This is a genomic window from Lachnoclostridium phytofermentans, from assembly GCF_000733755.1.
GTDB classification, from domain to species: domain Bacteria; phylum Bacillota; class Clostridia; order Lachnospirales; family Lachnospiraceae; genus Lachnoclostridium; species Lachnoclostridium phytofermentans_A.
Window position 1 is genome coordinate 502,441 of sequence record NZ_JPOF01000001.1, and the last position, 26,703, is coordinate 529,143.

Consider the following 26,703-nt stretch of genomic DNA (forward strand, 5'->3'; position numbering starts at 1 on the left):
AAAGTGGGTAAAGTCTTATATTTACTGATTTATGTATCGATAGACGAGAAAAATCCCAGGACTTCTCCTGGGACTTTGTCTACATTTGCTTGAAAACTTCATTCACACTGGTGTGCTGATTTGATGTTTAGCATAATTATTAAAGAAAATGTTAAGGGAACACGTCTCAAAGGGGTAAGCAAGTACAACAGTTAAAAGTTGAGTGATTCCTGATAATAATAAGTCAGCATGCAGAGTCGTTTCATTCTGGGTTCTTCGACCTGCAAGACAGTAACTGTTCTAGAAGTGGTTGATGGATTTTTCAGCAACAGACCGTATTTTATAGGTATTATTTCATTCATCTGTTCCACGCAATGTATCAGGATAGGCACGCAGATCTTTTTCGGGATAAATGTAAGTCATACGACTACATGGCGAGTCAGTACAAGGATTTTCACAATTACAGGACCGACGATATTTTCCGTCTTCCCCCTCCTTCCAAGTGACCTTGGGGCAAACGAAGTTATAGCAAGTAAATCCCTTACGGCTTCTGTCTTTCCCTTCTGATTTCATAGGGAGATTTGGATCATTAGGGCAGCAAGGTAACCGTCTTTATTGATTGTATACGCATCATTTTTAATATCGGAACGACGATTCAAAGGTATATAGACCTAGTTAAAATGCAGTTCTTTAAAAAGATATTGGTAGTTGTTTATTGTATCGAAAGCAGAATCTCCAAGGAAAACATCTGGATTTATTAAGGGATGTTTTTGAAAGAAATCATCCAAAACAGGTTGCAGGGCTTTGGAATCATCAAGAGATTTATCCTCATTTGGGGAATCAGTTTTCTTATCAATTACCAAGCAGGATGAGCAGCAAGAAAATCTTTATTGTAGAAAGAGATATCGCGGACAATACCAAGACCGTAGAATATTTATCAATTCCCTAGTGGTCTAGCTTTTTCAGATACCGTTCACCGTATAAATAAATCATTTAAACTGTTATAATTAATTCATCTCAATAATTTAGGATTAAGTAGTTAAGCAGGAATTTTGAGACTTACATAATCCACATAATCCCACTTAAGGATTTAGTAAAATTGCTTAAATAAAATAAAATGGTAAAATATAGATAAAATTAATATTATATGTATAAAAATAACAAAATAAGTAATAAATGTCAATAATTGTTTTTGATATAGAACGGATGCTGAATTGGAATCCGAAATTCCAGTTTGCAAAGTTAACTTCCGATTCGGCATACCTCTTGCAAGACTAAATTCCAGTAATCTAAGATTGGGGGTGCGGACGAAATCCTGAACTTGAATGAGTCAAAGGAGGAATGAGATGTACTCATATGAAGATCGCATCCGTGCAGTAAAGTTTTATATTAATTGTGGTTACAACGCAGCCTATACCGTTCGTAAGTTAGGTTATCCTGATGTAACCAACCTTAAGCATTGGTACAGAGAGTATTCTGAACATAATGATCTCCATACCGGAAAGAAAAAATATAGCAAATATTCAGATGATGAAAAACGAGATGCTGTAGATTATTACTTTGAAAACAATCAGAACTCATTGAAAACAGTCAAAGATCTAGGTTATCCAAGCCGGCCACTACTTCTTAGTTGGGTTGATGAATTGTATCCTGAAGATGAGAAACGTCATTGCAAACAATCCAAACCTCATGTAAGATGTTCTCAAGAAGAAAAAGTACAGGCAGTTATGGAGTCGTGTAAAGGTACACTGAAAATATCTCAAATAGCTGAGATATATAATGTTACACCCTCCGCAGTTTCTACATGGCGAAAAGAACTGCTTGGAGACAGGAGAGAAATTAGCATGTCTAATCCATCTGAAACTGATAAAGATATAGATGAATTAATCCGTAAAAAAACTGAACTTGAAGCCAAAGTAAAGCGCCTCGAACAAGATGTATATAAACTTCAACTAGAACGTGACGTTTTAGAAAAAGCCGGTGACATTCTAAAAAAAGAAAAGGGCATCAATCTTGATGAACTCACCAATCGGGAAAAGGTATTCTTGATTGATGCCCTACGCTGTAAATACAAGCTTAAAGAACTCTTGCCGATTCTGAAACTCTCAAAAAGTAGTTACTGCTATCAAGTTAATAGTATTCGCACTTTCGACAAGTACCAAGAACTCAGAGGTATTATAAAGGAATTGTTCGATACTAATAAATGCAGATACGGATATCGCCGCATTCATTGTTTGTTGCAAAACAGAGGCATTATTGTTTCTGAAAAAGTGGTGCGTCGTATTATGAAAGAAGATCAACTCCTAGTTAAATGCACAAAGAAACGCAAATACAATTCGTATAAAGGCGAAATCAGTCCAGAAATTGATAACATAATAAATCGTGATTTCTCTGCTAAAGCACCAAACCAAAAGTGGTTGACTGATATAACAGAGTTTCATATTCCAGCAGGTAAAGTGTATTTATCACCTATAATTGATTGCTTTGATGGTCTTGCTGTGTCTTGGACCATTGGTACTTCACCCAACGCAGAGCTTACAAACACAATGCTGAACAACGCGATTTCTTCCTTGCAGAAAGACGAAAAACCGGTTATTCATTCTGATCGTGGCTGTCATTATCGCTGGCCAGAATGGATAAAAATCATTACTGAAGCAGACCTAACAAGATCAATGTCAAAGAAAGGGTGTTCCCCTGACAATTCAGCTTGCGAAGGTTTTTTCGGGCGACTTAAAAATGAAATGTTTTATAATCGAAAATGGAAACATGTATCTATAGATTCTTTTATTAAAGAACTTGATTCCTATCTCCGTTGGTATAATGAAGATAGAATTAAAATATCTTTGGGTGGGATGAGCCCACTTCAATATAGACGTAGTCTAGGAATAGCAGCTTAGTCCAAGAAAACGTCCGCACCCCCAACTGACCGGAATTTAACTTTTCAATTCAGCATATAGAACGGATGGTTATTTGGATGGATCAGATACCAAGGGAAGTACCTGACTCCATAACATGCAGTGCTTTTGTTGCTTATCATGACAACCAAAACGATGCCGAAGTTTCTACCAAATTAATCGAGATTGGTAAAGACTCGTCTAAGGTCTTATGTCTTAGCGGCGGAGACGGCTTATGGTCTGATGATATTTTTAATATTGTGGAGGATTATATCGTTTCATATTTTGAATAATTGCTGTAACTGAACGTAGATGGGATTCCAATTGCAGAACCGATGAATAAAACTTGGGACAAGAGAAATAGTTCTAAAAAGAAGATTAAGCTTCTTTTCGGAAACTTTCTTTTGTCCCTTTTTCGTATTCCGACCCTTGTACATGATAGGAAAAAATTATATAATGACAATAATCGTTAACCTAAGGCAAAAAAGGGAGGATGGAGACATTGAAGAAGAAAAAAGTGTTCCTAGCGGTATTATGTTTATCGCTTGTTGTTAGCGGCTGTGGATTAAGTAAAGCGAATCGGAGCTATAGCAAAGCGTTGTCCTATTATGATGATGGAGAATATGAGAAGGCTGAGGAAAGTTTTATAAATGCGATTGAAGCAAATCCGGATAAAGCAGAATATTATTTAGATTATGGATTTACACTGATTAAACTGAGTAGATACGAGGATGCGATTAAGGAATTTCAAAGCATTCTTATGGAGAAAGAAATCGCTATCGTAAAGCAAAATAATAAGAAAGCCTATCGTGGAATTGGTATTGCCTATTTATATGCGCAGTCTTATGAAGAGGCAATTAAAAATTTTGACTTAGCGCTCGAGATAACAGAATTAAAAGATTTAGATACCGATATTTTATATTACAAAGGGAATGCACTAGAGAGAAGTGGTAATCTAGAGGAGGCTTCTAAAATCTATACAGAGATTTTAGAAATACAAAAAGAAGATGCTGCGATTTATAATGCAAGAGCGAATATTAACCGAATTCTTGGTAATTATGAAGAGAGTATCAAAGACTATGATAAAGCGATAGAAATTTCCAAGGGAGATTTTGATCTTTATTTTGGAAAATTTGCTGCTTTAAAGGAGTTGTCCCGTACATCCGAGGCAGAAGAAGTGTTAAAGGTTGCAGCGGAACTTCCAGTTCATTCTGAGAAAGATAGTTTTGAATTAGCAAAGGTTTATTTTTATCAGAAAAATTATGACCATGCAAAGCTTCAACTGGATCAGGCATTAAAAAATAGTTTTATTGAAGCAAATTATTTCCTGGGAGAAATTAGCATAGAGGAAGGGGACTTTAACCAAGCAATTGAGTATTTTGAAACCTTTGAGGAATCAAGTGGTACGGTATCTGCAATGTTTTATAACCAGTTATTGACCTGCTATCTCAATGAGGAAGAGTATGAGAAAGCGAAAGTTTGCCTAAAGAAAGCAAAAAAATACTCAGATGTATCCATAGAACAGCAGCTTTTAAGAAATGAAATTATACTATTAGAAAAGACCGGAGACTTTAACGAAGCATATGAGAAGATCAAAAAATATCTGAAACGTTACCCGGAGGATGTTGATGCGCAAAAAGATGCTACCTTTTTAAAGACTAGGGTGGAGGGTGCAAGCAAGGAAACCGATACGAATCAGCCAGAGAAGAATGATACATCGGAAACAGTTGACAAACCATAAGGAGGACAACTTGTAGCTATGGCAGAATTATATGAGATTAAGGAAGAGAAAGAGAAAGTGATTCTTGTTGCCGTCAGTGCTAACGAAAATGACGATACCGAAGAGTCAGTGGATGAGCTTATGGAACTAGTAGAAACTGCCGGTGCCATAACCGTTGGAAGAGTGATACAAAATCGTGAGAGTGTTCACCCTGGAACTTATGTAGGAAAGGGAAAGATAGAAGAAATACGCCTCTTGTTGGAGCAATTAGGTGCGACAGGAATTATCTGTGACGATGAATTATCTCCTGCTCAATTAAAAAACCTTGAAGATGCTTTGCAGGCAAAGGTAATGGATCGTACTATGATTATCTTAGATATCTTTGCACAGCATGCAAGTACAAGAGAAGGTAAAATACAAGTAGAATTAGCACAGTTAAAATACCGTTCTACAAGGTTAATTGGTATGAGAAATTCATTATCAAGACTTGGTGGTGGTATTGGTACTAGAGGACCTGGTGAAAAGAAACTGGAGATTGATCGTCGTTTAATTAAAGATAGAATCGCACAGTTAAATAGAGACTTAGAAGATATCAAGAAGAATAGAGAAGTTGCACGTTCCTTACGTATGAAGAATCCTGTTCCAGTGGTAGCAATCGTTGGCTATACTAACGCAGGAAAATCTACGCTACTGAATCGCCTTACGGAAGCAGATGTGTTAGAGGCTGATATGCTATTTGCCACACTTGATCCAACCACTAGAAATCTTACCTTAGAGAGTGGACAGCAGGTATTACTTACCGATACGGTTGGTTTTATTAGAAAATTACCACACCATTTGATTGATGCGTTCCGTTCTACCTTAGAAGAAGCGAAGTATGCTGATATTATCTTACATGTGGTTGATGCATCGAATCCTCAAGTTTATAAGCAGATGCATATTGTTTATGAAACACTAAAAAAGCTACAAGTAACAGATAAAACTATGATTACTGTCTTTAATAAGCAAGATCTAGTTATTATAGATGAACCAATGAAGGATTTGAAAGCAGATAAGACAATAAAAATTTCTGCAAAGCAAGGAGAAGGTGTAGAAGAACTTTTAAATTTAATTGAAGAAGTCCTTAGAGAGGCAAAAGTACTCTTAGAGCATACCTTTTCCTATCAGGAAGCTGGAACTATACAGATGATTCGTAAGTATGGTCAGTTGCTTTTGGAGGAATATCAAGAAGATGGTATTTTTGTAAAAGCTTATGTTCCAAAGGATATTGCATGCCAATTGCTTCAAAATAAATAAAGTGAAAGCAAACAGATAACTCGTTACACTCAGACAAATCTGTTTGCTGATATAGCACAAATACTCAGAAAAAAGAACTTCTAATGTATTTCCATAGACGCAATCGTTCTTTCTATTTGTGTAAATTGCCTAGTGTAGTTTTAGGAAGGGGATTAGACATTCGAATCATATTTTAGAAAATAGAAGATATAGTATTAAGAAAAAAGTCCGGAAGAAGCGAAACATTACGAAAACCGAGTGTTTAAGCTACTTTCTGGACTTTCTGTTGAAACACAATATGTAGTGGTAGGACTAAAGACATAAAATATATATTGTAGTTAGCCTTGACGTTGCTATTGCTTTCTGCTAGAATTTATTAAGGAACAATGTAGGTAAGAAGGGAGAAGTACACATGATTAAAGTTGTGAAACGGGATGGTGAAATAGCCGAATTTGCGCTTTCAAAAATCAGTAGTGCCATAGCGAAAGCATTCAATGCTACGCAAAAACTTTATAACGAGGATATCATTAATTTGCTGTCCTTGCGTGTTACATCAGATTTTCAAACCAAGTTGAAAGACAGTACGGTTACGGTGGAAGATATTCAAGACAGTGTAGAGCATATACTTGAACAATCTGGATATACCGATGTAGCAAAAGCTTATATTCTTTATCGTAAGAATAGGGAAAAAATACGTAATATGAAATCTACTATTTTAGATTATAAAGAAATTGTAGATACGTATGTAAAGGAAGAAGACTGGAGAGTAAAGGAAAATTCTACAGTTACTTATTCCGTTGGAGGATTAATTCTACATAATTCTGGAGCGATAACTGCAAATTATTGGCTGTCAGAGATTTATGATGAGGAAATAGCAAATGCCCATCGTAACGCTGACCTACATATTCATGATTTATCGATGTTAACAGGTTATTGCGCAGGTTGGTCTTTAAAACAACTTATCAAAGAAGGGCTTGGTGGTATTCCAGGTAAAATTACCTCATCGCCAGCAAAACACCTTTCCACACTATGTAACCAGATGGTAAACTTCTTAGGCATCATGCAGAATGAATGGGCTGGCGCTCAGGCTTTCTCCTCCTTTGATACTTACCTGGCTCCATTTGTGAAAGTAGACAACTTAAGTTATGATGAAGTAAAGCAGTGTATTCAATGCTTTATCTATGGAGTGAATACTCCAAGTCGTTGGGGAACACAAGCACCATTCTCCAATATTACGTTAGACTGGACAGTGCCGAATGATTTAGCGGAACTGCCATGTATTGTCGGCGGAAAAGAGATGGATTTTAAATATAAAGCTTGTAAGAAAGAGATGGATTTAGTAAACAAAGCCTTTATCGAAATAATGATAGAGGGTGATGCGAATGGTCGTGGTTTCCAATATCCTATTCCAACTTACTCCATCACAAAGGATTTTGATTGGTCAGATACAGAGAACAATCGTTTATTATTTGAAATGACAGCAAAGTATGGAACACCTTATTTCTCTAATTACATTAACTCTGATATGGAGCCAAGTGATGTTCGTTCGATGTGCTGCCGTCTCAGACTTGATCTTCGTGAATTACGTAAAAAGACGGGTGGTTTCTTTGGGAGTGGTGAAAGCACTGGCTCGGTGGGCGTTGTTACGATTAATATGCCGCGAATTGCATATGTATCAGCAAATCCAGCTGAATTTTATCAAAGACTTGATCGTATGATGGACATCTCAGCAAGATCCTTAAAGGTAAAGAGAAAGGTTATCACGAAATTATTGGAAGAAGGATTATATCCATACACGAAACGTTATCTTGGAACCTTTGATAACCATTTCTCGACCATTGGATTAATTGGAATGAATGAAGTTGGACTGAATGCAAGATGGCTTGGCAAAGATATGACAGATAAGAAAACGCAACAATTTACAGTGGAAGTTTTAAATCATATGAGAGAACGTCTTGGTGATTATCAGGTAGAGTATGGAGATTTATATAATCTAGAAGCAACACCTGCGGAATCCACCAGTTATCGTCTAGCAAAGCATGATAGAAAACGTTGGTCGGATATTTTAACAGCGGGTAAAGAAGGAGATGCGCCTTATTATACAAATAGTTCTCATCTTCCAGTAGATTATACTGATGATGTTTTCTCTGCGCTCGATGTTCAGGATCAGTTGCAAACGTTGTATACTTCTGGTACTGTATTCCACGCTTTCTTGGGTGAAAAATTACCTGACTGGAAAGCTGCAGCTAAGTTAGTGCGAACGATTTCTGAAAACTATAAATTACCTTATTATACGATGTCACCAACCTACTCCATCTGTAAAAATCATGGATATATCAAAGGAGAGAACTTTGTATGTCCAGAATGTGGGGAACCAGCAGAAGTTTATAGTAGAATTACAGGATATTATCGACCAGTGCAAAACTGGAATGAAGGTAAATCACAAGAGTATAAAAATAGGGTGGAGTACAATCTATCACACGCATTGCATGCCAGTGATTTGCCTCGTACGGAAAATGGTTTAGAGGAAGTTGCGGTTACTTTAAATGTTGATGATAATGAGGGAGAGTTATCAAAGGATGGTTGTTATTTATTTACGACAAAGACATGCCCAAATTGTAAACTGGTAAAAGGATATTTGGATGGTGTGGATTATCAAGTGGTAGATGCTGAGGAGAATATAGAGTTAGCAAAGCAATATCACATCATGCAAGCGCCTACGCTATTAGTGGTAAAAGAAGGAATGGCAACCAAGTATGTGAATGCTTCCAACATAAAGCAATTTGTAGATTTAGAGAGCGCTTATGTACTACACTAGATTCCTATAGTAGTTTGTCGATGTACTTAAACAAGAAGCATAGCGTTAGAATAAGTCTTACAAAAGAATAGTATAAGGATAAAAAAGATACAATCATGAGGAAAAGATTGTATCTTTTTTTTAGGCTCTTTGTCAAGTGTTGGGGTATGATTGGACTCAATCATGCCCCATTACTGGATTTAGAGCTGTTTTTATGTAGAGGTTCTAGAAATTCTATTTTTGGGCATGACAAATAAACCTTCGTGCCAGTCTGTTTTTATTTAGTTACAAGAGTGTAAAATACGGGTACGAAAACGTTCAAAGTTATGGATACCATATGAGGTACGTTTAAGAACCTTAATCTTGTTATTAAAGCCCTCTGTGGAACCGTTTGTAATTCCGTACTTAAAAGCATTTAATATTTCATTTGACCAATACCGATATGTTGCAGCGCACTTTTCAAACTCTTTAATACCTGAACTTTCAGCATTGCGGATCCATTCATAGAACTCTGTTCTTTGGATTGAGTACTTTGTATTCTGACAAATATCATAAAACCATTCTTTTAGCATATGTGCTTTTCTTAAATCATCATTATAAAGTAACATAATGTCACATGCTTTTTTATCCCTATTTTCTAGTTGTTTATACCTTGCTAAAATTAGTTTATGACTGCGTTTATAGTATTTTCTCATCGTTGCAGTCATGCTTTTTTGTAGTCTTTTACGTACATTTTCGATGGCCCATGTAACTTGACGAACAAAGTGATATTTATCGATTATGACTTGAGCGTTAGGGAAAAAGCTATGAGCCAAATCAACATAAGGTTGCCACATATCACATACAAAATACTTTACGCGGTACCGCTCACTTCGGTTTATTTCTTTAAAATAAGAGGCTAAATGCGCTTGTGAACGATTTGGGAGGATATCCATTATAGAACGTTGCTTTGGATTTACTAGAATACATTGATATTTTCCAGTTTCAGCATTCCCCTTAAATTCATCAATTGAAATGGCTTCTTTTAAAGAAGGACAAGTATAATGAATAGTATCAAGAATTCGCGCCACAGTTGTAGCTGAGACATTCGCTCGACGGGCTACGGTTTTTAAAGTCACGCTTTGTCTAAGTTCATTTACGATGTATTTAGTAAGTCGAGTAGTACGTTGTTGGTAATGTGCTAAAAAATCGTATTTTTCACTGAATCTTTTACCACATGCACAGCGATAACGTCTTTTTCTAAGTATTAGATAGCAGTCCTTCATCTGAAATGGTAGATCCCTAATAGTCTGTTGCCTGTAATCATGAACCTTATTTGTCTTAGCACCACAGGAAGGGCAAGTGTGAGTTTTTGCCTTAGTTTCAATAAATATTTTTACAAAAGAATCCGCATGAATGATATTTTTTATTTTTACCTCTTTTAAATCTAGTAATTTATTGATACAATAATTATGCATTATTGCAACCTCCTGGTGATTGTTTTGGTAGACTGGCACTGGGAGGCTTTTTTATTATTATAAAATAAAATGTTGGAGTAGTGAATTAATTTATTCACATACCCCAACATTTATTATAGAGCCTTTTTTTACCTTGTTAAAATAAGAACAAAAGTTAAGAAATTTTATTTGTTTCTAGGTCAAAAGTCATAGAAAAATTTGATTTTTAATTTATGTATGCTATAATAAAGGAAGTATATAGAAAAAATCCCCGTGCTTTTGCTTACAGATTCGGTTTTGAAGAAGTTGGCTTGGTGATTTTGTTATCAAACTTATTAGTATTAATATCTCTAAGAGGTGAGTGGATGGAAGAAAATATGATACTGACAAGAGCATATGTGGGATGTGCTACTTTTGATAGTGACTTTCGTATAAGGGTAGGAGATGAAGGCATCTATCGCATTATCGATGAAGGGAAATGTTATCCTTATTCTCTTCTCATGTTAATACATACGAAGGAGCAGGAAGAGTTTTGCCATGTGGTTCGAAATTTGAAGGAAAATGAAGTAAACAGCGGAACTTTTCATATTCGACTAGAGGACGGACAGTTTTATATTACCTATTACATCGTAGAGAATCGTGGAATTCCTTACATGGATGGAGTGTTATATCAAATCCGACTTTATAATATCAAGGCATTCCAGCAAGTAATAACAAAACAAAAGTATGAGATTATGGATTATCGAACTATCTTAAGTTTATCTTATAATCTTTATTTTACTTATAATGTAGATACAACAATTTTTACATATTATTGGATGAGTGGAAATCAAGAAGTTATAGCGGCACAACAACCTCTTCTTGAGTGGAAGAAAGAAGTATTGGAGAATGGTTATGTAAAAGAACAAGAACAAGCAATTCTTTGTAGCATGTGTGAAGATTTGATGGAAGGAAAATCGAATTTTTATTACCAGCTCATTAATAGCATCTTAACAAAGGGAAAAGAAGAAGTACGTTGGATTGTTCGAGGTAGTGCAGTTCATGAAAAAATGAAACTATCTAGAATTGTTGGAGTGATTGAAATTGAGAAGTTAACAGGGGATGCAAAAGATGATTTCTTTTCCGATTTAATGAATCGTGATGCTTTGACGGGTTTATTAAATAAGCGAGCGATAACTCAACTTTCAGAACAAAAGATTCAATATGCAGGTAAGGATAAATTCCGATTTTTAATCTTAGACGTTGATAACTTTAAAACAATTAATGATACCTATGGCCATATGTTTGGTGATGAGGCTATTGTAAAAGTCGCTAATATTGTAAAAAAGATGGTTGGTGATCATGGGGTCGTCGGAAGAATAGGCGGAGATGAATTGTTTGCTATTCTTGAAAATGTGGATGATGAAAAAAGTTTAAGAAATGTTTTAAAGGCAATAAGAGAAAATGTTGCTTATGCTTATGTAGGTTCACAAAACAATATTCATGTCACATGTTCCATGGGGTGTGTAGAGTATCCTACCGATGGGATATCGTATAAGGAACTATTTCAGAAAGCAGACTATAGCTTATACCTTGCGAAAGAAAAGGGAAAAAATCGTTACATCATCTATAATCCTTTAAAACACGGAGAAATAAGTTGCAAGTCTTTAAATGCTACTCTTCTTTCGATGGATACCGCGTATGCTGGATGTAATCATACGAATATTTTTTCTAAAATGATTCAATCTTTATATAAAAAGGGAGAAACTGGAATAGAAGAGGTGTTTTGCCAGTTAGGTGAATTATATCAATTGGAAAAGATTAATGTATATTATGGAGAAGAATTACCACTTATTAGGCATTGGGGGACAACCTATTCCGAGGATAAGGATGCAAAATATCTGTTAGAACAAGGATATCAGAAAAATTTTTCTGAAAATGGTGTTATTGTACTGGATAATATGAATATCGGTAAATCTTTACAAGCATATCAGATTTTCATGAGACAAAAATTAACCTTTGTGATGCAAATCATGTTGAAAAAAGATAACACAATCTTTGGATTAATTTCTTTGGAAAGAACGGTAAAAAAATCTAAGATGTCAGCAGTTGATATTAACAACTTAGAGTTGATATGCCATTTGATAGGAAATATAATCCTAGATAAAACTTAAATTCATAGGTGATAAAAGGAAAAAGTATATGTCAAATTGATTACTTCATGAAAAAAAGCTTGAAAATTCGTAGATGAAAGACTAATATATTACATAACACGAACGGAGCCTAAGGCAAAGGATCGAAAAATCCCCAAATCATTTCTTTGTATGAGGTATCCGTAAGAAATGTAATGTAATTTAGGAGTGAGAAGAAGATCTTTCACTAATCAAGTTTGTGCTTGCGCTGTCACCACAAACCCAGAAAGAAAAGCAGCGCAACATAAGGGGAAATATATAGAAAGAAGGATGTACAGATGCTGAATATCAGATATGAGAAAACAACTGCACCTAAAGAGCTTCCTGCAGCTGACAATCCATTAAAATTCGGTACTATTTTTACCGATCATATGTTTCTTATGGATTATGAAGAAGGAAAGGGATGGCACGATGCTCGAATTGTCCCATATGGCCCAATCTCATTAGAACCATCCGCTATGGTATTTCACTATGGTCAAGAGATGTTTGAAGGATTAAAAGCATATAAAGCAGAGGATGGAAGAACTTTATTATTCCGCCCTAATAAGAATGCAGAACGTGCAAACAATAGTAATAAGAGACTTTGTATGCCAACTATGCCAGAAGAGGATTTTGTTGATGCTGTAAAAGCAGTGGTTAAGATAGATGAAAGATGGATTCCTACAAAACCAGGTACTTCCTTGTATATTCGTCCGTTTATCATTGCTACAGATCCATTTCTTGGGGTACGCCCATCCCATCGTTATCTGTTTGCTATCATTTTGTCACCAGTAGGTGCTTACTATCCAGAAGGATTAAATCCAGTTAAGATTTGGATAGAGGATGAGTATGTCAGAGCAATTAAAGGTGGTATTGGAGAGGCAAAAACAGGTGGTAACTATGTAGCTTCAATGGCTTCTCAAGTAAAAGCACATGAGGAAGGGTATTCTCAGGTATTATGGTTAGATGGTAAGGAAAGAAAATATATCGAGGAAGTTGGAGCGATGAATATTTTCTTTAAGATTAATGGTAAAGTGTTAACGCCAGAATTAAATGGTAGTATATTACCAGGAGTAACCAGAGATTCCGTGCTTACGTTATGTAAGCTTTGGAACGTTCCAGTAGAGGAAAGAAAAATATCCGTAGAGGAACTTTATGAAGCAAGCAAAGATGGTAGTTTAGAAGAAGTTTTTGGTACCGGAACAGCGGCTGTAATTTCTCCAGTAGGACACCTTCGTTTTGAAGATCATGTATTAATGGTTGGAGATGGTGGTATTGGAGAACTTAGCCAAAAGATCTATGATACGATAACAGGGATTCAATTAGGAAAAATAGAAGATACTCTTGGCTGGACCGTTGAGGTCTCGTAAAGGATAAAAAAAGAGAGTACGTTATTCTTAGCATGAAAGAATAGCGTACTCTCTTTTTTTATGGAATGTTATACAATGCATCTGGCATAGATTATAAGGTAACAAACGATTCGGAGCAAAATATGAAAGACAAGGTAATCATGTTAGTATTGTTGCTAATCTTCCTATCTCTCATTGGAAGGTTATTCTATGATAAAGCAAAGGAGGAAACTGCGGTAGGGATTATTGGTAAAATAGAGTATGAATCACTGGATGAGTTAGCCCTTTTTGTTACCTTAGAAAATGAGGTACAGTTAAATAAGCAGGGAATGGTATGGATGGGGGGGAGTAGTATTTGGGATCATGACATAACTGCTAGTATCAACGTAGATAGTGGTTATGTAAGTGATGGTGATTTAAGTAGAGAACCGGACTACGTACATCACTATCCAAATCTTTATGCAAGATCAGATGCAGAATATAAGTCTCCTTCTGATGGAAGAAAAGTATGTTTTTTAACATTTGATGATGGACCAAGCGCAAATACCTTAAAGGTCTTAGATGTACTAGATGAAAAAAAAATAAAAGCGACCTTCTTTGTTATTGGTGAGGAAATCACAGAGCAGAATGCTAGTATATTAAAAGAAGTTGTCAATCGAGGGCATCTTATTGGTGTGCATACTTATGTGCATGATTATGATAAAATTTATAAGTCAGTCGATTCGTTCTTAAAGGATTATGATAAAGCATTTCAAAGAATCGAGGAGGTAACTGGAGTACGTCCCTATATTTATCGATTTCCAGGAGGAAGTTATAATCATTATCTAAAGAGAATAAGAAAAGAATTGGTCGCTGAGATGGATAGAAGAGGGTTTACCTATTATGATTGGAATGTTAGTGGTGAGGATTCCGTAGGTTCCCCAACTGCCTATTCCATTAAGAAAAATATTAGCAGAGATTTGAATCGGTATCAATGTCCGGTAGTATTATTGCATGATGGCCAAACGAATCCATTAACGGCAAAGGTATTGGGAGGAATTATAGATTATATTGAATCAAAGGGTTATGAATTTGATACTTTAGATCACCGTGAACCTTGTCAGTTTCGCTGGTAGTGAGAGATATACATAGTATAGGAAAAAGGGCTTTTGCATGTTAGGTTACTTGCTTTTTCTTGGCAGGTAATGATGCAAAAGTCCTTTTTTATAACAAGTGAAGTGATTCATTATTCACTTGTTCGTTTGAATGAAAGAGTAAAGAGGAATACAAATTATTGATATTCAGCAATTCGAGTGATAGCAACATAAATACCGGATATCTTATACCAGGTTGGAAGGTCGACGATTCCATTTTCCGGTAGGCCAAATTGCTTTTGGAATGCTTTTACAGCTTCTGCTGTTGCTGGGCCAAATACACCGTCGGCAGAGATATTAGGAATAGGATAGTATACATCAGCGATTGCATTTAATTGCTCTTGTAGTTGCATAACGCTAGAACCAGAGGAGCCTATTGTTAAATTATAACCAGGGAAGGAAACCGGAACTCCAGATACCTCATACGTTGAATTAATATAGATACTTTCTCCATAGAAGTATCGAAGAATTTGAATTGCTGTATATCCTTGATCCCCTAGAGTTTTCGAGCCCCATTGTGACATTACTTCAGGACAGGTTACACGTTTACCATCACAATATTGTGTTAAGATTGGTTGTTTCACATTAGGACGGGACAAAAAGTTATTAAAGATCGTGTCAACTACTTTACTGATTGGATCAAAGAAGTTTCGTTCAGGCATAAATTTATGATCGTATGCAGTAGATGATGTAATGGTAAAATTAAATCCTTTGTTACGATACCACTCAGTAAAAACACGATTTAAGGTAAAAGATTGTATTGCTAATACATTTGCATAGATGGTAGCTTCTGGCCAAGTAGCATAGATTTCACTTGAGGCTACATTTTTAATGTAATCTCGATATGGGACCCAGTAATCTTTGGCGGAACGGTCGGAAGGAGGCCCATCATGAACGATAATAAATTCTGGAATAACAACATTGGGAAGTACAATTTCACCAGCTTCTTCCAAAGGCTTTATTTCAGATTCTAGAATCTTTGGTGGATAATCCCCATATAAAGTATGTTCAGGGATTACAAAAGATTCTGCGGTAGTCCCGGCTCCTGCCGACGGAGTAGGGTCAAGTGTGATATTTTGCCTAGCATTTACGGTTGGTAGAATTTGAGCTCCGGATATAATTACAGGCTCAAAGCCGGGTGCTTTTATGGTCAAAGTATACTCGGCATATGGCATTGGAGCGCTAGGTTCCAAACTGTAATCTAGAGGGGGAGCTGGTAATTCAATGACGCCTGTTCTTCCAGTATCATCAGTTGTAACTTCCTCTAAAGGTTGCGTGGAAGGATCACCGGTAAAGTTAATATCAATTGTAGCATTACTAATAGGACGATTATCCCTAGCAGAAATTACATCTACGGAAAGACCGCCGAATGACTGCGTTTCTACTTGAGCTGGATATACTCTATTATCGATACGAGGCATCATATTAGTACGAATTATTTGATTATCCATAGTAGGAGAATATACATCTTTATCCAACCCTAATCCTTGGCGATAGGCAGGGTAACGATAAGAGTTTGGGTTGTATATCATGATTTACTACCTCAATATACTGGTTCATGATAAGGTATGCGAAGAGGATAGGTTTGGTGCAAGTACATGTATAACCAAGTAAGTGCGATATGGAAGGAGTTATTATAAAACGAGATAAGTATATGTTATCTTGACGGAGTAAAGTAAATGTGCACAATCAGTACATAGTTTTACAATGCATTTTCTATCATATTTATGAATAAATAGTTCTTGTATTTTCATGGGTGGTGTGGTATCATTTTAACAATTTGAGTATTTATTTGCAAAAAATTAAGCCTCAGGACTTAAGATGTATCACCCTTAATTTTCATGGTTTACATGAAATAAGTGAAGGAGGCGATATATCTTATTTTTTTAGGTAGTAATTGGAAAAAATATACACTCAAAATATGGAAATCGGGGCAACCCAAAAAAACATAACACAAATAGGAGGATTTGTATGAAGGCTTTTCTGATACTGGAAGATGGGCATATTTTCGAAGGTAAACATATTGGTTCGAAAAGAGAGGTTATTAGCGAAATCGTATTTAATACCTCAATGACAGGTTATCTGGAGATATTAACGGATCCATCCTATGCTGGCCAGGCAGTGGTTATGACGTATCCGCTGATTGGCAATTATGGTATTTGCCCATCGGATATGGAGTCATTAAAGGCGTGGCCAGATGGATTTATTGTAAGAGAGTTATCACGTGTACCAAGTAATTTTAGATCTGAAATAAGTTTAGAGGAGTTCTTGATTCAGAATGACATTCCGGGAATCACTGGTGTGGATACAAGAAGCTTAACGAAGATTCTTCGTGAAAGCGGTACTATGAATGGTATGATAACTACGAATGAAAATTTCGTAATTGAGGATGTAGTGAATACATTAAAGGAGTATAAGGTAACTGGAGTAGTTGGCAAGGTAAGCTGTAAAGAAAAGAAGGTTACAACCCACGAGAACTTTAAACCAACCGATTTTGAGTTGGCAAAGATGACTTACATGGCATCTCCTGAGATGAAAGAAGCAATTGAGAAGGCGACAAGTAACGGTGTTTGTCTTGGTGAAATCGCAATGGCAAGCATGCAGGGTACTGCGGGAATCGCTTATTTAAATAAGTTAGCAGAAGATGAAAATTTAATAAAGACTCACTATAAGGTTGCTTTAATGGATTTTGGTTCAAAGAAAAATATTGAACATTGCTTATTAAAGAGGGGATGTGAAGTTACTGTTTATCCTTCTGATACAAAGGCAGAGGAAATCTTGGCAACAAACCCAGATGGAATTATGTTAAGTAATGGACCTGGAGACCCAGCAGAGTGCGTTGAAATTATTGAAGAAATTAAGAAATTATATGATTCCAACGTTCCAATCTTTGCAATTTGTTTAGGACACCAGCTAATGGCCCTTGCAAATGGTTTTGCTACCAAGAGAATGAAGTATGGACATCGTGGAGCAAACCATCCAGTCAAAGATTTAGAAACTGGACGTGTTTATCTATCTTCCCAAAATCACGGTTATGTGGTAGTGGAAGATACCATTGATGAGACAAAGGCAGAGGTTCGTTTTATTAATGCAAATGATAAGACAATCGAGGGACTAAAGTATAAGAATAAAAATATCTTTACGGTGCAGTTCCATCCGGAAGCATGTGCTGGTCCACAGGATTCCGAGTTCTTATTTGATGAGTTTATGAAGATGATGGAGGTAAATGCGTAATGCCAAAGAATAATGACATTAAGAAGGTTTTAGTGATTGGTTCCGGCCCAATTGTTATTGGCCAGGCAGCAGAGTTTGATTATGCAGGTACCCAGGCGTGTCGTTCTTTAAAGGAAGAAGGAGTTACTGTTGTATTGGTTAACTCAAATCCAGCAACCATCATGACAGATAAAGACATTGCAGATATGGTTTACATTGAACCATTGACTCCAGATGTTGTAAAGAAGATTATCTTAAAAGAAAAACCAGATAGCGTTCTTCCAACTCTTGGTGGTCAGGCAGCGTTAAATATCGCTATGGAGTTAGAGGAATCTGGATTTTTAGCGGAAACAGGCACGAAGCTAATCGGTACTACTTCTTTAACCATTAAGAAGGCAGAAGACCGTTTAGAATTCAAGAATACCATGGAAAAAATCGGCGAGCCTTGTGCAGCCAGCGTGGTTGTTACTACAGTAGCTGCAGCGGTTGATTTTGCAGAAACTATTGGATATCCAGTCGTAATTCGTCCAGCATATACCCTTGGTGGTTCTGGCGGCGGTATTGCAGCGACAAAAGAAGAGCTCATCGATATCTGTACCAACGGGTTACGTCTTAGCCGTGTAGGACAGTGCTTAATCGAGCGTTGTATCTCAGGATGGAAAGAAATTGAATATGAAGTAATGCGTGATGGTGCAGGAAACTGTATTACCGTATGTAACATGGAGAACTTAGATCCAGTTGGTGTTCATACTGGTGATAGTATCGTAGTTGCTCCATCCCAGACGTTATCCGATAAAGAATATCAGATGTTACGTACTTCCGCTTTAAATATTATCACAGAGTTAAAGATTACTGGTGGATGTAATGTACAGTATGCATTAAAGCCAGACAGTTTTGAGTACTGCGTAATCGAGGTAAATCCACGTGTAAGCCGTTCTTCTGCCCTTGCATCGAAGGCAACCGGATATCCAATTGCAAAGGTAGCAGCTAAGATTGCGCTTGGTTATACTCTAGATGAGATTCCTAACGCAATTACAGGAAAGACTGTAGCAAGTTTCGAACCTGCGCTTGACTACTGTGTCGTAAAGATTCCTAAGTGGCCATTTGATAAGTTTATTATGGCGAAGAGAACCTTAACTACACAGATGAAGGCAACTGGTGAGGTAATGAGTATCTGTACGAACTTTGAAGGTGCGCTTATGAAGGCAGTACGTTCCTTAGAGCAGAACATCTATAGCATGAACTATGGTGACTACAGTAAGGACAGTATCGAGGATATTCGTGAGAAACTTCACTTAGTGGATGATAGACGTATCTTTGTGATTGCTGAAGCAATCCGTCGTGGAATTACACCAGAAGAGATCAATGAGATAACAAAGATTGATTTATGGTTTATTGATAAAATTGCAATACTTACTGAAATGGAACAACGCCTAAGTGAGGAACCATTAACCAAAGAATTATTATTAGAAGCAAAGCGTATGGAATTCCCAGACCGTGTGATCGCACAGTTCAGTGGAAAAACGTTAGAAGAAGTGAAGAAACTTCGTAAAGAAGAGTATGGAATTCTTGCAGCATTTAAAACGGTAGATACTTGTGCAGCAGAGTTTGAGGCACAGACTCCATATTACTATTCCTGCTTTGATAGTGAGAATGAAGTAAATGCGACGAAGACCAAGAAGAAAGTATTAGTACTTGGTTCTGGCCCAATCCGCATCGGACAGGGTATTGAGTTTGACTATTGTTCCGTGCACGCAACTTGGTCTATGAGCAAGAACGGTTTCGAGACAATCATCGTAAATAACAATCCTGAAACAGTAAGTACAGACTTTGATATCGCAGACAAGTTATACTTTGAGCCATTAACTCCAGAGGATGTAGAAAACATCGTAGATCTTGAACAGCCAGATGGTGCCGTAGTACAGTTTGGTGGTCAGACTGCAATTAAGTTAACCGAAGCACTTCTTAAGATGGGAGTTCCAATCTTAGGTACTAGTGCAGAAAATGTTGACGCTGCAGAAGACCGTGAGTTATTCGATGAAATTCTAGAGAAATGTTGTATCCCAAGACCTGCTGGTAAGACTGTATTTACTACTGAGGAAGCAATTGTTGCAGCGAATCAGTTAGGATATCCTGTACTCGTTCGTCCTTCCTACGTACTTGGTGGTGCAGGTATGCAAATTGCTATTTGTGATGACGATGTTCGTGAATTTATGGAAATCATTAACCGTAACGTACAGGAACACCCAATTCTTGTAGATAAGTATTTGATGGGTAAGGAAGTAGAAGTGGATGCAGTTTGTGATGGCGAGGACATCTTAATCCCTGGCATCATGGAGCACATCGAAAGAGCTGGTATCCACTCAGGTGATAGTATCTCTGTATACCCAGCACAGAGCGTAAGTGATAAGGTACAGGATGTTATCGTTGATTATACAAGAAAGCTTGCAAAGTCCTTAAATGTTATCGGTTTAATTAACATCCAGTTTATCGTATATAATGAAGAAGTTTATGTGATCGAGGTTAATCCAAGATCCTCTCGTACCGTACCATACATTAGTAAGGTAACCGGTATTCCAATCGTTGATCTAGCATCAAAAGCGGTACTTGGAGAAAAGATTGCGAACTTAGGATATGGAACTGGGCTTGCAAAGAAAGCGGATTATATCGCGATTAAGATGCCAGTCTTCTCCTTCGAGAAGCTACGTGGAGCAGACATCGGCTTAGGACCTGAAATGAAGTCAACAGGTGAGTGTCTTGGTATTGCAAAGACTTTTAATGAAGCATTGTATAAGGCATTCCTTGGTGCTGGTATCAATCTTCCAAAGCATAAGAAAATGATTCTTACCGTAAAGGATGCAGATAAACTAGAAGCAGTATCGGTAGGAAGAAGATTTAAAGCCCTTGGATACGAAATTTATGCAACAAGAAGTACTGCAAGAGTATTAAATGAAAATGGAGTAGAGGCCATTCCGGTTCAGAAGTTGGATGGAGAAGCTCCAACCATTCTAGACTTACTACTTGGACATGAGATAGACTTAGTGGTGGATACACCAACACAAGGACGTGATAAATCCAGAGACGGTTTCATAATCCGTCGTACGTCGATTGAGACTGGTGTAACCTGTTTAACTTCACTTGATACAGCAAATGCATTATTAACAAGCTTAGAAAATGTTGCAGATGGCGAATTAAGCTTAATTGATATAGCAAAAATATAAGAAGAATAGATGAATTTTTAGAATTATAAAAAGAGAGGTAAGCTTACCTCTCTTTTCTACATAACAATCGCAAAGCGAAAATTCTCTTGTTTTACTCTTTTTCGATCAAAGAAAACACATACCATTCCCCGCCATCCATAATTAGAGTGTCTAAACTTGTAGCTTTGCCATATTCAATCGTAAATTTTTTTTCTTTAGACCCAAGGTTAATACCTTCTTCCTTAACAGAAAGTGGTATCGGTGTAGAAATAGTGATAGAACTCTCATCAATTTTAATAACTTTGAATTTCCTTAGGAGATAGTCAGAATCACCATCAAGCGCGATAACATATGTTTCATTTAATATAATATTTTCAAATAAGAATTCATCTTCTGGATAATCAATATCTTGGTCCGACCACGAATCAACCACTAAATGAAGGCTGTAATTACTTTCTTTAGGTGAGCATGAAACGAACAGCGTAGCGGCTACTATAACAATAAAGCAAACTATAATATTTTCTTTCATGTAGTATCCTTTCTTCCTTTTCAAATAGCCATGAAGAAACCTAATTTGGCAGAGGTCTGTAGAAGATATCTCACAGATTAGGTTATGTCAAAGCTTGAGGTAAGTCCAATTCATGGAAGGGTGGTATTTAGTTATTATTAATTATTACATAATTTTACCATAAATTCTATAATTTGACTAGATTTTCTTCTATTATTTCCATGGGATATCGGATAGAGTTCATGAGTTTATATATATTTATCTTGTTATTTTAACCCATGAGAAGTAAAAAATATAGATTGCATAACTAGTCTAACTCCATTATACTGTAAGAGATTAGATAGAAGGGAGGTTCTTATCATGAAGATTGGAATCGTCGGTTATGCGAAACCAGAGATAGAAAGCCTTTTGCAAGCATATGCAGTGAAAAAAGTATTAGAGGATCAAGCTTTAGATTGCTATTGGTATCGTAATAAAGATAATGTTACTTATAAAAGTACGAGAACCGCTCGTAGAAGGAATATACTAGACTCTTTAAGTCGTCGCCAGTATATTCACATAGATTTAAATGAAGTTAGGGCCGCGCAAGAAGGCTTTATTAGAGATAGATTATCCTTGAATCAAAATAAAACGGAAAAAGCAGATAGTTTTGTGATTGTCAATCATAAGTCTACTATTGATACCACGAACTCTAACGCGAGTTACATAGACTTTTATCAAAGAAGTTATGAACTCAAGAGTGAAATTACAGAAGCATTGCTGCTTTGTGATTTAGCGGAATATGAGAAGATAATGGGTGCAAGTCCTAAAGAACAGTCCTATGTATTCATGGATTGTGAGTCTGACAAGTCTGGTATTATACCGTCAATTCGACGGATAGCAAAGGCAAATAAACTAGAAGTGATCTCTAAAGCTTATAATCGAACTTTTTACGGATTTGAAAAAGTGACCGAGATTTTTGATCCTTCCGAATATTTGGCATATATCCGTGATGCAAAATTAGTAGTCACCGATTCCTTTGCGACGGTATATTTTGCTATTCTACTAAAGAAACCATTGATATGCTATGATCAGGGAATGACACAAGGTAAAATTAAACGCTTCCTACAGAGATTATCGATGATGGAGAGTTATTTTACGATTAAGCCTACGGAAACATCATTAAAAGCTTATGCCATGAAGCACCCGCATATAGTAAGTAATCAACTTATGAAGTACCGTATGGATCTGACGGATCGTTTGCTTGATTCATTGGGGGTTTTTAACTTAGATCAACTAGTAAATTGTCCGACTAAAATAACCCGTGGTGAGTGTTGCGGATGTTATGCTTGTAAAGAAGTATGTCCTACCGATGCCATCCAGATGTTACAAGACAAAGAAGGATTTTATTATCCTAATGTGAATAAAGAAAAGTGTATTAATTGTGGATTATGTGAAAAAGTATGTGTTAAGAGAGAAAATTCTCAGATTGTATCTTATGAACCAGATTATCCAAAGGTATATAGTGCAATTAACAAGGACGAGAATGTAAGAATGATAAGTACTTCCGGCGGCGTATTTCATGTTTTATCGAAATATGCAATCGAACAACGGGAAGGTGTCGTAGTTGGAGTTAAGTTTGACGATGAAATGAATGCAGTATCTACGTTAGCTTCAACGATGAAGGATGTGAAGGCATTCTATGGTTCTAAATATGTTAAGAGTGAAATTGATGGGGTATACGAAAAGGTAAAAGAGCAGTTAAATGCAGGAAGATTTGTCTTATATTCTGGTTTACCTTGTGAATGTGCCGGTCTAAAAGCATATTTACGAAAGGACTATGAGAATCTATTCATAAGTGAAATTTTATGCCATGCTGCACCGTCACCGAAAGTATTTAAGACATATCTTAAGTTTCTTTCCATTAAGTACAAGTCACCGGTTACCAATGTAGTATTCCGTGATAAAAGGAATGGATGGCTAATTCATAAGTGTAGTATGGTCGTAGAATTTAAAGATCGTAAGCCACTTGTGGTAAATGCAAGAAGAAATAATTATTTCAGAAATTTCTTATTGGATAATATTCAACGCCCAGGATGTTCTAACTGTAGTTTTGTTGGAAGAAAACGAGTTGGAGATATTACCATCGGTGACTTCTGGGGAATCCATCACATCGATGAAGAAATGTTTGATGATAAAGGAACTAGTGCCATTATGGTAAACACGGTAAAAGGGGAGAAGGTTCTTGAAGAACTAAAAGCTTCTTTCTTTATGAAAGAAAGAAGCATAAAAGAGTTGTTTAAATATAACCACAGCAAGCCTTGTCCGCTCAAACCAGAACGAGAAGAGATTTTTAAACGTTTAGGAAAAGAAAGAATTGATTCGTTGTTAGAAAGTTTTAATGATCTTAAGAATAAAGCAAAATAAAGAAGGATTCAAGTAAGAGCTCAAGCAAGGATCAAAGAAAGAATTTAAGCAAGAAATAAAAATAAGGAATCAAAACCAATATTTAAATAAAGAATCAAAGTAAGAATTTAAAACAAGATTAAACAAGAATTAAACAAAGAATCAAAACAAAGAATCAAAACAAAGAATCAAAACAAAGTTTTAAGAAAAGATATAGAACAAGGAATAAATTAAGTTAATAAAAGAAAATTGAAGAAGAAATGAAATACGAATCAGAAGTAAGGAGAAAATAATTAGAAGATTTTCTTCCTTACTTTTTTTCGTTCATTGGAATTATAATGTTAGGCAGAACTTTTTCATAAGAGTTTCCAAACTAGACAGATACATACTACAAAATACTTTGGGGATAGTAATCATACAATAATTAGTCAGATGTAATCATTCCTCGTAGTACTAAGATTATTGTAAGAAATGTATGGTAGGAAAGGAACTCTAGTATGAAAATAGGGATTGTAGCAGATTTAAACGATATGAACCTGGATGTTTGGTTATCTACTTATGCTTTACAAGAAGCGTTACAAGAAATGGAACATATGTCAGTGGTAATTAATCATTCCTTTCGAGATACGTTGGAGGAAGAAAAACTAGGAGCGAAGGAGCTTGCCTATGAGTTTTATAATGTTGTAGAAGGAAGTTCACAGCTTAGCGATACCACTGGATATTATAATTTATTTGAAGTTTATCTGGTAGCAGGTGATAGAATGTGGCAGAAGGTAAAGGATGCTGCTTTTACAGAGTATTATCCAATCCATTATTTAAGAGATTCTATAATCTTAATGCAACAAAAAAGTTATCACCATCTTGCAAGAAAAAGATTGATTAAGGAAGATTATCTTCTTTCTTATTATGAGCGTCCTACAAAGGAAAAACAAGAGTTGTTGAGCTTTCTTGTGAAGGAAAATTGCTTAGAATTGGTGTCAAACAAGAGAGAGGAAGTTAATTTAAACTGCTACCAAAGCTATACTGATCAAGATATCAAAGAATTCTTATCCTATCTTCGATATGCTAAAATTGTAATTACGGATTCAGGGTTTATTTCCCTTATGGCTCTTCTATATGAAAAACCATTTTTACTTATGTCAGAAGAATCAAATGAAGTTTTGGCAGTAGGAATACTTAAGAAATTAGGATTATCCAGTATCATCCTATCCGATATTTCTTCTTTGATGGATATTAGTTACTACAACTCCTTATTGTCCACTTATGAAAACAATCAACAAGAATTTAGAAATCGTATCAAATCATACAGAGAAGAGCATAAGAAAAAAATACGTCAGTTATTACGAGTATCTAGTTATGAGAGATATGTCGACTGCCCAACAGATATCAAAAAGATTGAGTGTTGTGGATGTACCGCTTGTAGGGAAGTATGCCCTTACAATGCAATCGAAATGAAGGCTGATGAGGAAGGATTTATCTATCCGGTTGTAGATCATGAAAAGTGCGTCAAATGTATGCTTTGTAAAAAGATCTGTGTAAAGAGAGAAAATCCACAGACGGTTTCTTATGCAAAAAGCTATCCTCTTGTATATGCAGTTAATAATAAGAAGCTTAAGGTGAGAACGAATAGTTCCTCTGGGGGAATTTTTCCGGAATTAGTGCAATATGTCATCGAAGAGTTAAAGGGATGTGTCGTTGGTGTAAAGTTTGATAAAGACATGAATGCAGTTTCATCGATTGCGCATACCATGGAGGAAGCAAAAGAATTTTATGGAGCTAAGTATACCAAGAGTGATTTTACAGGTATGTTTCGAAAGGTGAAGAAGCTATTAGATCAGGGTGAAACTGTTCTTTTTTCATCGTTACCATGTGAAGCAGCTGGGCTTCGTGCATTTTTAAGGAAAAGTTATGAAAATCTCATCGTATGTGAAGTGCTTTGCCATGCGGGACCCTCGCCACTTGTTTTTCGTCGTTACGTTCAGTACTTAGAAAAACGTTTTAAGTCTAAAGTTAAGAAGATCAATTTCCGAGATAAATCAAAGGGTTGGCTTGCTCTTGATAATACCATGGTTGTCGAATTTGCGAATCGAGAACCTCTAAAGGTAAAAGCAAGAAGGAATAATTATTATCGCAGCTTTATTAAAGACAATATAGCACGCCCAGCTTGTAGTCAATGTTCCTTTGTATATACCAACCGGGTTGGTGATTTAACCATGGGGGATTTTTGGGGCATTCAATACGCAAAACCTGAGATGTTTGATAACAAAGGTACCAGTATATTAATGATTAACACTAAGATAGGAGAAGATATTTGGAATAAAATATCGAATCGATTTGAATATGAAGAAAGCAATTTAAAAGAGGCTTTTCGCTATAATCATAAGAAGCCTATTAAGTTAACGGAAAAGAGAAATGAATTTTTTGATCGATTTGAGAAAGAAGAAATCAATTCCTTGTTACAAGAATTTAATGATTTAAAATAAATTCCTTTACCATTTGAAAGGATTAGTGATATAATAGATTAGTTGAGTGAATGTGACAGGCGAGCGATAAAACTTTTGTCTAGAAAACCTGTGCATGAGATGAGAATGTGAAAAAGAACATGATTAGGACCACCTCTGCGAGCAGATTTTGTATGCAATGGGTGTTAGTGTGAAAGAAAGG

The 26,703-nt window shown here is 36.1% G+C and carries 15 protein-coding genes and 1 pseudogene; 12 read left to right on the plus strand and 4 right to left on the minus strand.

Annotation, left to right across the window (positions count from 1 at the left end; all coding sequences use genetic code 11):
- Positions 1-336: 336 nt before the first annotated feature.
- Positions 337-904: pseudogene (locus CC92_RS23460) on the minus strand (ISNCY family transposase); the annotation flags it as partial.
- A 421-nt stretch (positions 905-1,325) separates the two neighbouring features.
- Between CC92_RS23460 and CC92_RS0102355 the strand changes: the two are divergent.
- The 5 genes from CC92_RS0102355 to CC92_RS0102375 all read left to right on the plus strand — a co-directional run bounded on the left by CC92_RS0102355 (position 1,326) and on the right by CC92_RS0102375 (position 8,686).
- Positions 1,326-2,876: an IS3 family transposase gene (locus tag CC92_RS0102355; protein ID WP_029501631.1), complete on the plus strand. Its 1,551-nt coding sequence runs from the start codon at positions 1,326-1,328 to the stop codon at positions 2,874-2,876.
- Between the two features lie 77 nt (positions 2,877-2,953).
- Positions 2,954-3,166: a hypothetical protein gene (locus CC92_RS0102360; RefSeq protein WP_029502027.1), complete on the plus strand. Its 213-nt coding sequence runs from the start codon at positions 2,954-2,956 to the stop codon at positions 3,164-3,166.
- A 209-nt stretch (positions 3,167-3,375) separates the two neighbouring features.
- The gene (locus CC92_RS0102365; RefSeq protein ID WP_029502026.1) at positions 3,376-4,614 is read left to right on the plus strand and encodes a tetratricopeptide repeat protein; all 1,239 of its coding nucleotides are present in this window, start codon (positions 3,376-3,378) and stop codon (positions 4,612-4,614) included.
- 18 nt (positions 4,615-4,632) lie between these two features.
- Positions 4,633-5,889: a GTPase HflX gene (gene hflX / locus CC92_RS0102370; RefSeq protein ID WP_029502025.1), complete on the plus strand. Its 1,257-nt coding sequence runs from the start codon at positions 4,633-4,635 to the stop codon at positions 5,887-5,889.
- 391 nt (positions 5,890-6,280) lie between these two features.
- Complete coding sequence (locus CC92_RS0102375) at positions 6,281-8,686, plus strand: ribonucleoside triphosphate reductase (RefSeq protein ID WP_029502024.1); 2,406 nt, start codon at positions 6,281-6,283, stop codon at positions 8,684-8,686.
- 260 nt (positions 8,687-8,946) lie between these two features.
- On the opposite strand, the gene CC92_RS0102380 is transcribed toward CC92_RS0102375, so the two are convergent.
- Positions 8,947-10,122, minus strand: a complete 1,176-nt coding sequence (locus tag CC92_RS0102380) for an ISL3 family transposase (RefSeq protein ID WP_029502023.1) — start codon at positions 10,120-10,122, stop codon at positions 8,947-8,949.
- Positions 10,123-10,466: 344 nt separating this feature from the next.
- On the opposite strand from CC92_RS0102380, the gene CC92_RS0102385 reads away from it, so the two are divergent.
- The 3 genes from CC92_RS0102385 (at position 10,467) to CC92_RS21355 (ending at position 14,715) form a co-directional block, all read left to right on the plus strand.
- Positions 10,467-12,254: a GGDEF domain-containing protein gene (locus CC92_RS0102385; protein ID WP_029502022.1), complete on the plus strand. Its 1,788-nt coding sequence runs from the start codon at positions 10,467-10,469 to the stop codon at positions 12,252-12,254.
- 296 nt (positions 12,255-12,550) lie between these two features.
- Complete coding sequence (locus CC92_RS0102390; protein ID WP_029502021.1) at positions 12,551-13,621, plus strand: branched-chain amino acid aminotransferase; 1,071 nt, start codon at positions 12,551-12,553, stop codon at positions 13,619-13,621.
- Between the two features lie 122 nt (positions 13,622-13,743).
- The gene (locus CC92_RS21355) at positions 13,744-14,715 is read left to right on the plus strand and encodes a polysaccharide deacetylase family protein (RefSeq protein ID WP_051650626.1); all 972 of its coding nucleotides are present in this window, start codon (positions 13,744-13,746) and stop codon (positions 14,713-14,715) included.
- 155 nt (positions 14,716-14,870) lie between these two features.
- On the opposite strand, the gene CC92_RS0102400 is transcribed toward CC92_RS21355, so the two are convergent.
- Positions 14,871-16,265 carry a peptidoglycan-binding protein gene (locus tag CC92_RS0102400; RefSeq protein WP_081841792.1) on the minus strand — a complete coding sequence of 465 codons (1,395 nt, stop codon included), beginning with the start codon at positions 16,263-16,265 and terminating at the stop codon, positions 14,871-14,873.
- Between the two features lie 439 nt (positions 16,266-16,704).
- Here CC92_RS0102400 and CC92_RS0102405 point away from each other — a divergent pair, with 439 nt between their 5' ends.
- Together CC92_RS0102405 and carB are read left to right on the plus strand one after the other, a co-directional pair.
- On the plus strand, positions 16,705-17,967 hold the full coding sequence (locus tag CC92_RS0102405) for a carbamoyl phosphate synthase small subunit (RefSeq protein WP_029502018.1): 1,263 nt from the start codon (positions 16,705-16,707) through the stop codon (positions 17,965-17,967).
- Positions 17,967-21,167 carry a carbamoyl-phosphate synthase large subunit gene (carB, locus tag CC92_RS0102410; protein ID WP_029502017.1) on the plus strand — a complete coding sequence of 1,067 codons (3,201 nt, stop codon included), beginning with the start codon at positions 17,967-17,969 and terminating at the stop codon, positions 21,165-21,167. Before CC92_RS0102405 ends, carB begins: the two co-directional genes overlap by 1 nt.
- Before the next feature lie 91 nt (positions 21,168-21,258).
- Here carB and CC92_RS0102415 read toward each other — a convergent pair whose 3' ends face one another.
- Entirely contained in the window at positions 21,259-21,675 is a 417-nt protein-coding gene (locus CC92_RS0102415; RefSeq protein ID WP_029502016.1) for a hypothetical protein, read from the minus strand.
- 339 nt (positions 21,676-22,014) lie between these two features.
- Here CC92_RS0102415 and CC92_RS21360 point away from each other — a divergent pair, with 339 nt between their 5' ends.
- Positions 22,015-24,060: a Coenzyme F420 hydrogenase/dehydrogenase, beta subunit C-terminal domain gene (locus CC92_RS21360; protein ID WP_051650625.1), complete on the plus strand. Its 2,046-nt coding sequence runs from the start codon at positions 22,015-22,017 to the stop codon at positions 24,058-24,060.
- A 476-nt stretch (positions 24,061-24,536) separates the two neighbouring features.
- Positions 24,537-26,522, plus strand: coding sequence for a Coenzyme F420 hydrogenase/dehydrogenase, beta subunit C-terminal domain (locus CC92_RS0102425; RefSeq protein WP_029502014.1), 1,986 nt, complete (start codon positions 24,537-24,539; stop codon positions 26,520-26,522).
- Positions 26,523-26,703 lie beyond the last annotated feature (181 nt).

Bases quoted from the DNA above. Each gene is read 5' to 3' on its own strand.
- hflX (WP_029502025.1), top strand. From the start codon at position 4,633: ATGGCAGAATTATATGAGATTAAGGAAGAGAAAGAGAAAGTGATTCTT.
- CC92_RS0102385 (WP_029502022.1), top strand. From the start codon at position 10,467: ATGGAAGAAAATATGATACTGACAAGAGCATATGTGGGATGTGCTACT.
- CC92_RS0102425 (WP_029502014.1), top strand. From the start codon at position 24,537: ATGAAAATAGGGATTGTAGCAGATTTAAACGATATGAACCTGGATGTT.
- CC92_RS0102400 (WP_081841792.1), bottom strand. From the start codon at position 16,265: ATGATATACAACCCAAACTCTTATCGTTACCCTGCCTATCGCCAAGGA.
- CC92_RS0102390 (WP_029502021.1), top strand. From the start codon at position 12,551: ATGCTGAATATCAGATATGAGAAAACAACTGCACCTAAAGAGCTTCCT.
- CC92_RS0102360 (WP_029502027.1), top strand. From the start codon at position 2,954: ATGGATCAGATACCAAGGGAAGTACCTGACTCCATAACATGCAGTGCT.
- CC92_RS0102380 (WP_029502023.1), bottom strand. From the start codon at position 10,122: ATGCATAATTATTGTATCAATAAATTACTAGATTTAAAAGAGGTAAAA.
- CC92_RS0102405 (WP_029502018.1), top strand. From the start codon at position 16,705: ATGAAGGCTTTTCTGATACTGGAAGATGGGCATATTTTCGAAGGTAAA.
- CC92_RS0102355 (WP_029501631.1), top strand. From the start codon at position 1,326: ATGTACTCATATGAAGATCGCATCCGTGCAGTAAAGTTTTATATTAAT.
- CC92_RS0102415 (WP_029502016.1), bottom strand. From the start codon at position 21,675: ATGAAAGAAAATATTATAGTTTGCTTTATTGTTATAGTAGCCGCTACG.
- CC92_RS21355 (WP_051650626.1), top strand. From the start codon at position 13,744: ATGAAAGACAAGGTAATCATGTTAGTATTGTTGCTAATCTTCCTATCT.
- carB (WP_029502017.1), top strand. From the start codon at position 17,967: ATGCCAAAGAATAATGACATTAAGAAGGTTTTAGTGATTGGTTCCGGC.
- CC92_RS0102375 (WP_029502024.1), top strand. From the start codon at position 6,281: ATGATTAAAGTTGTGAAACGGGATGGTGAAATAGCCGAATTTGCGCTT.
- CC92_RS21360 (WP_051650625.1), top strand. From the start codon at position 22,015: ATGAAGATTGGAATCGTCGGTTATGCGAAACCAGAGATAGAAAGCCTT.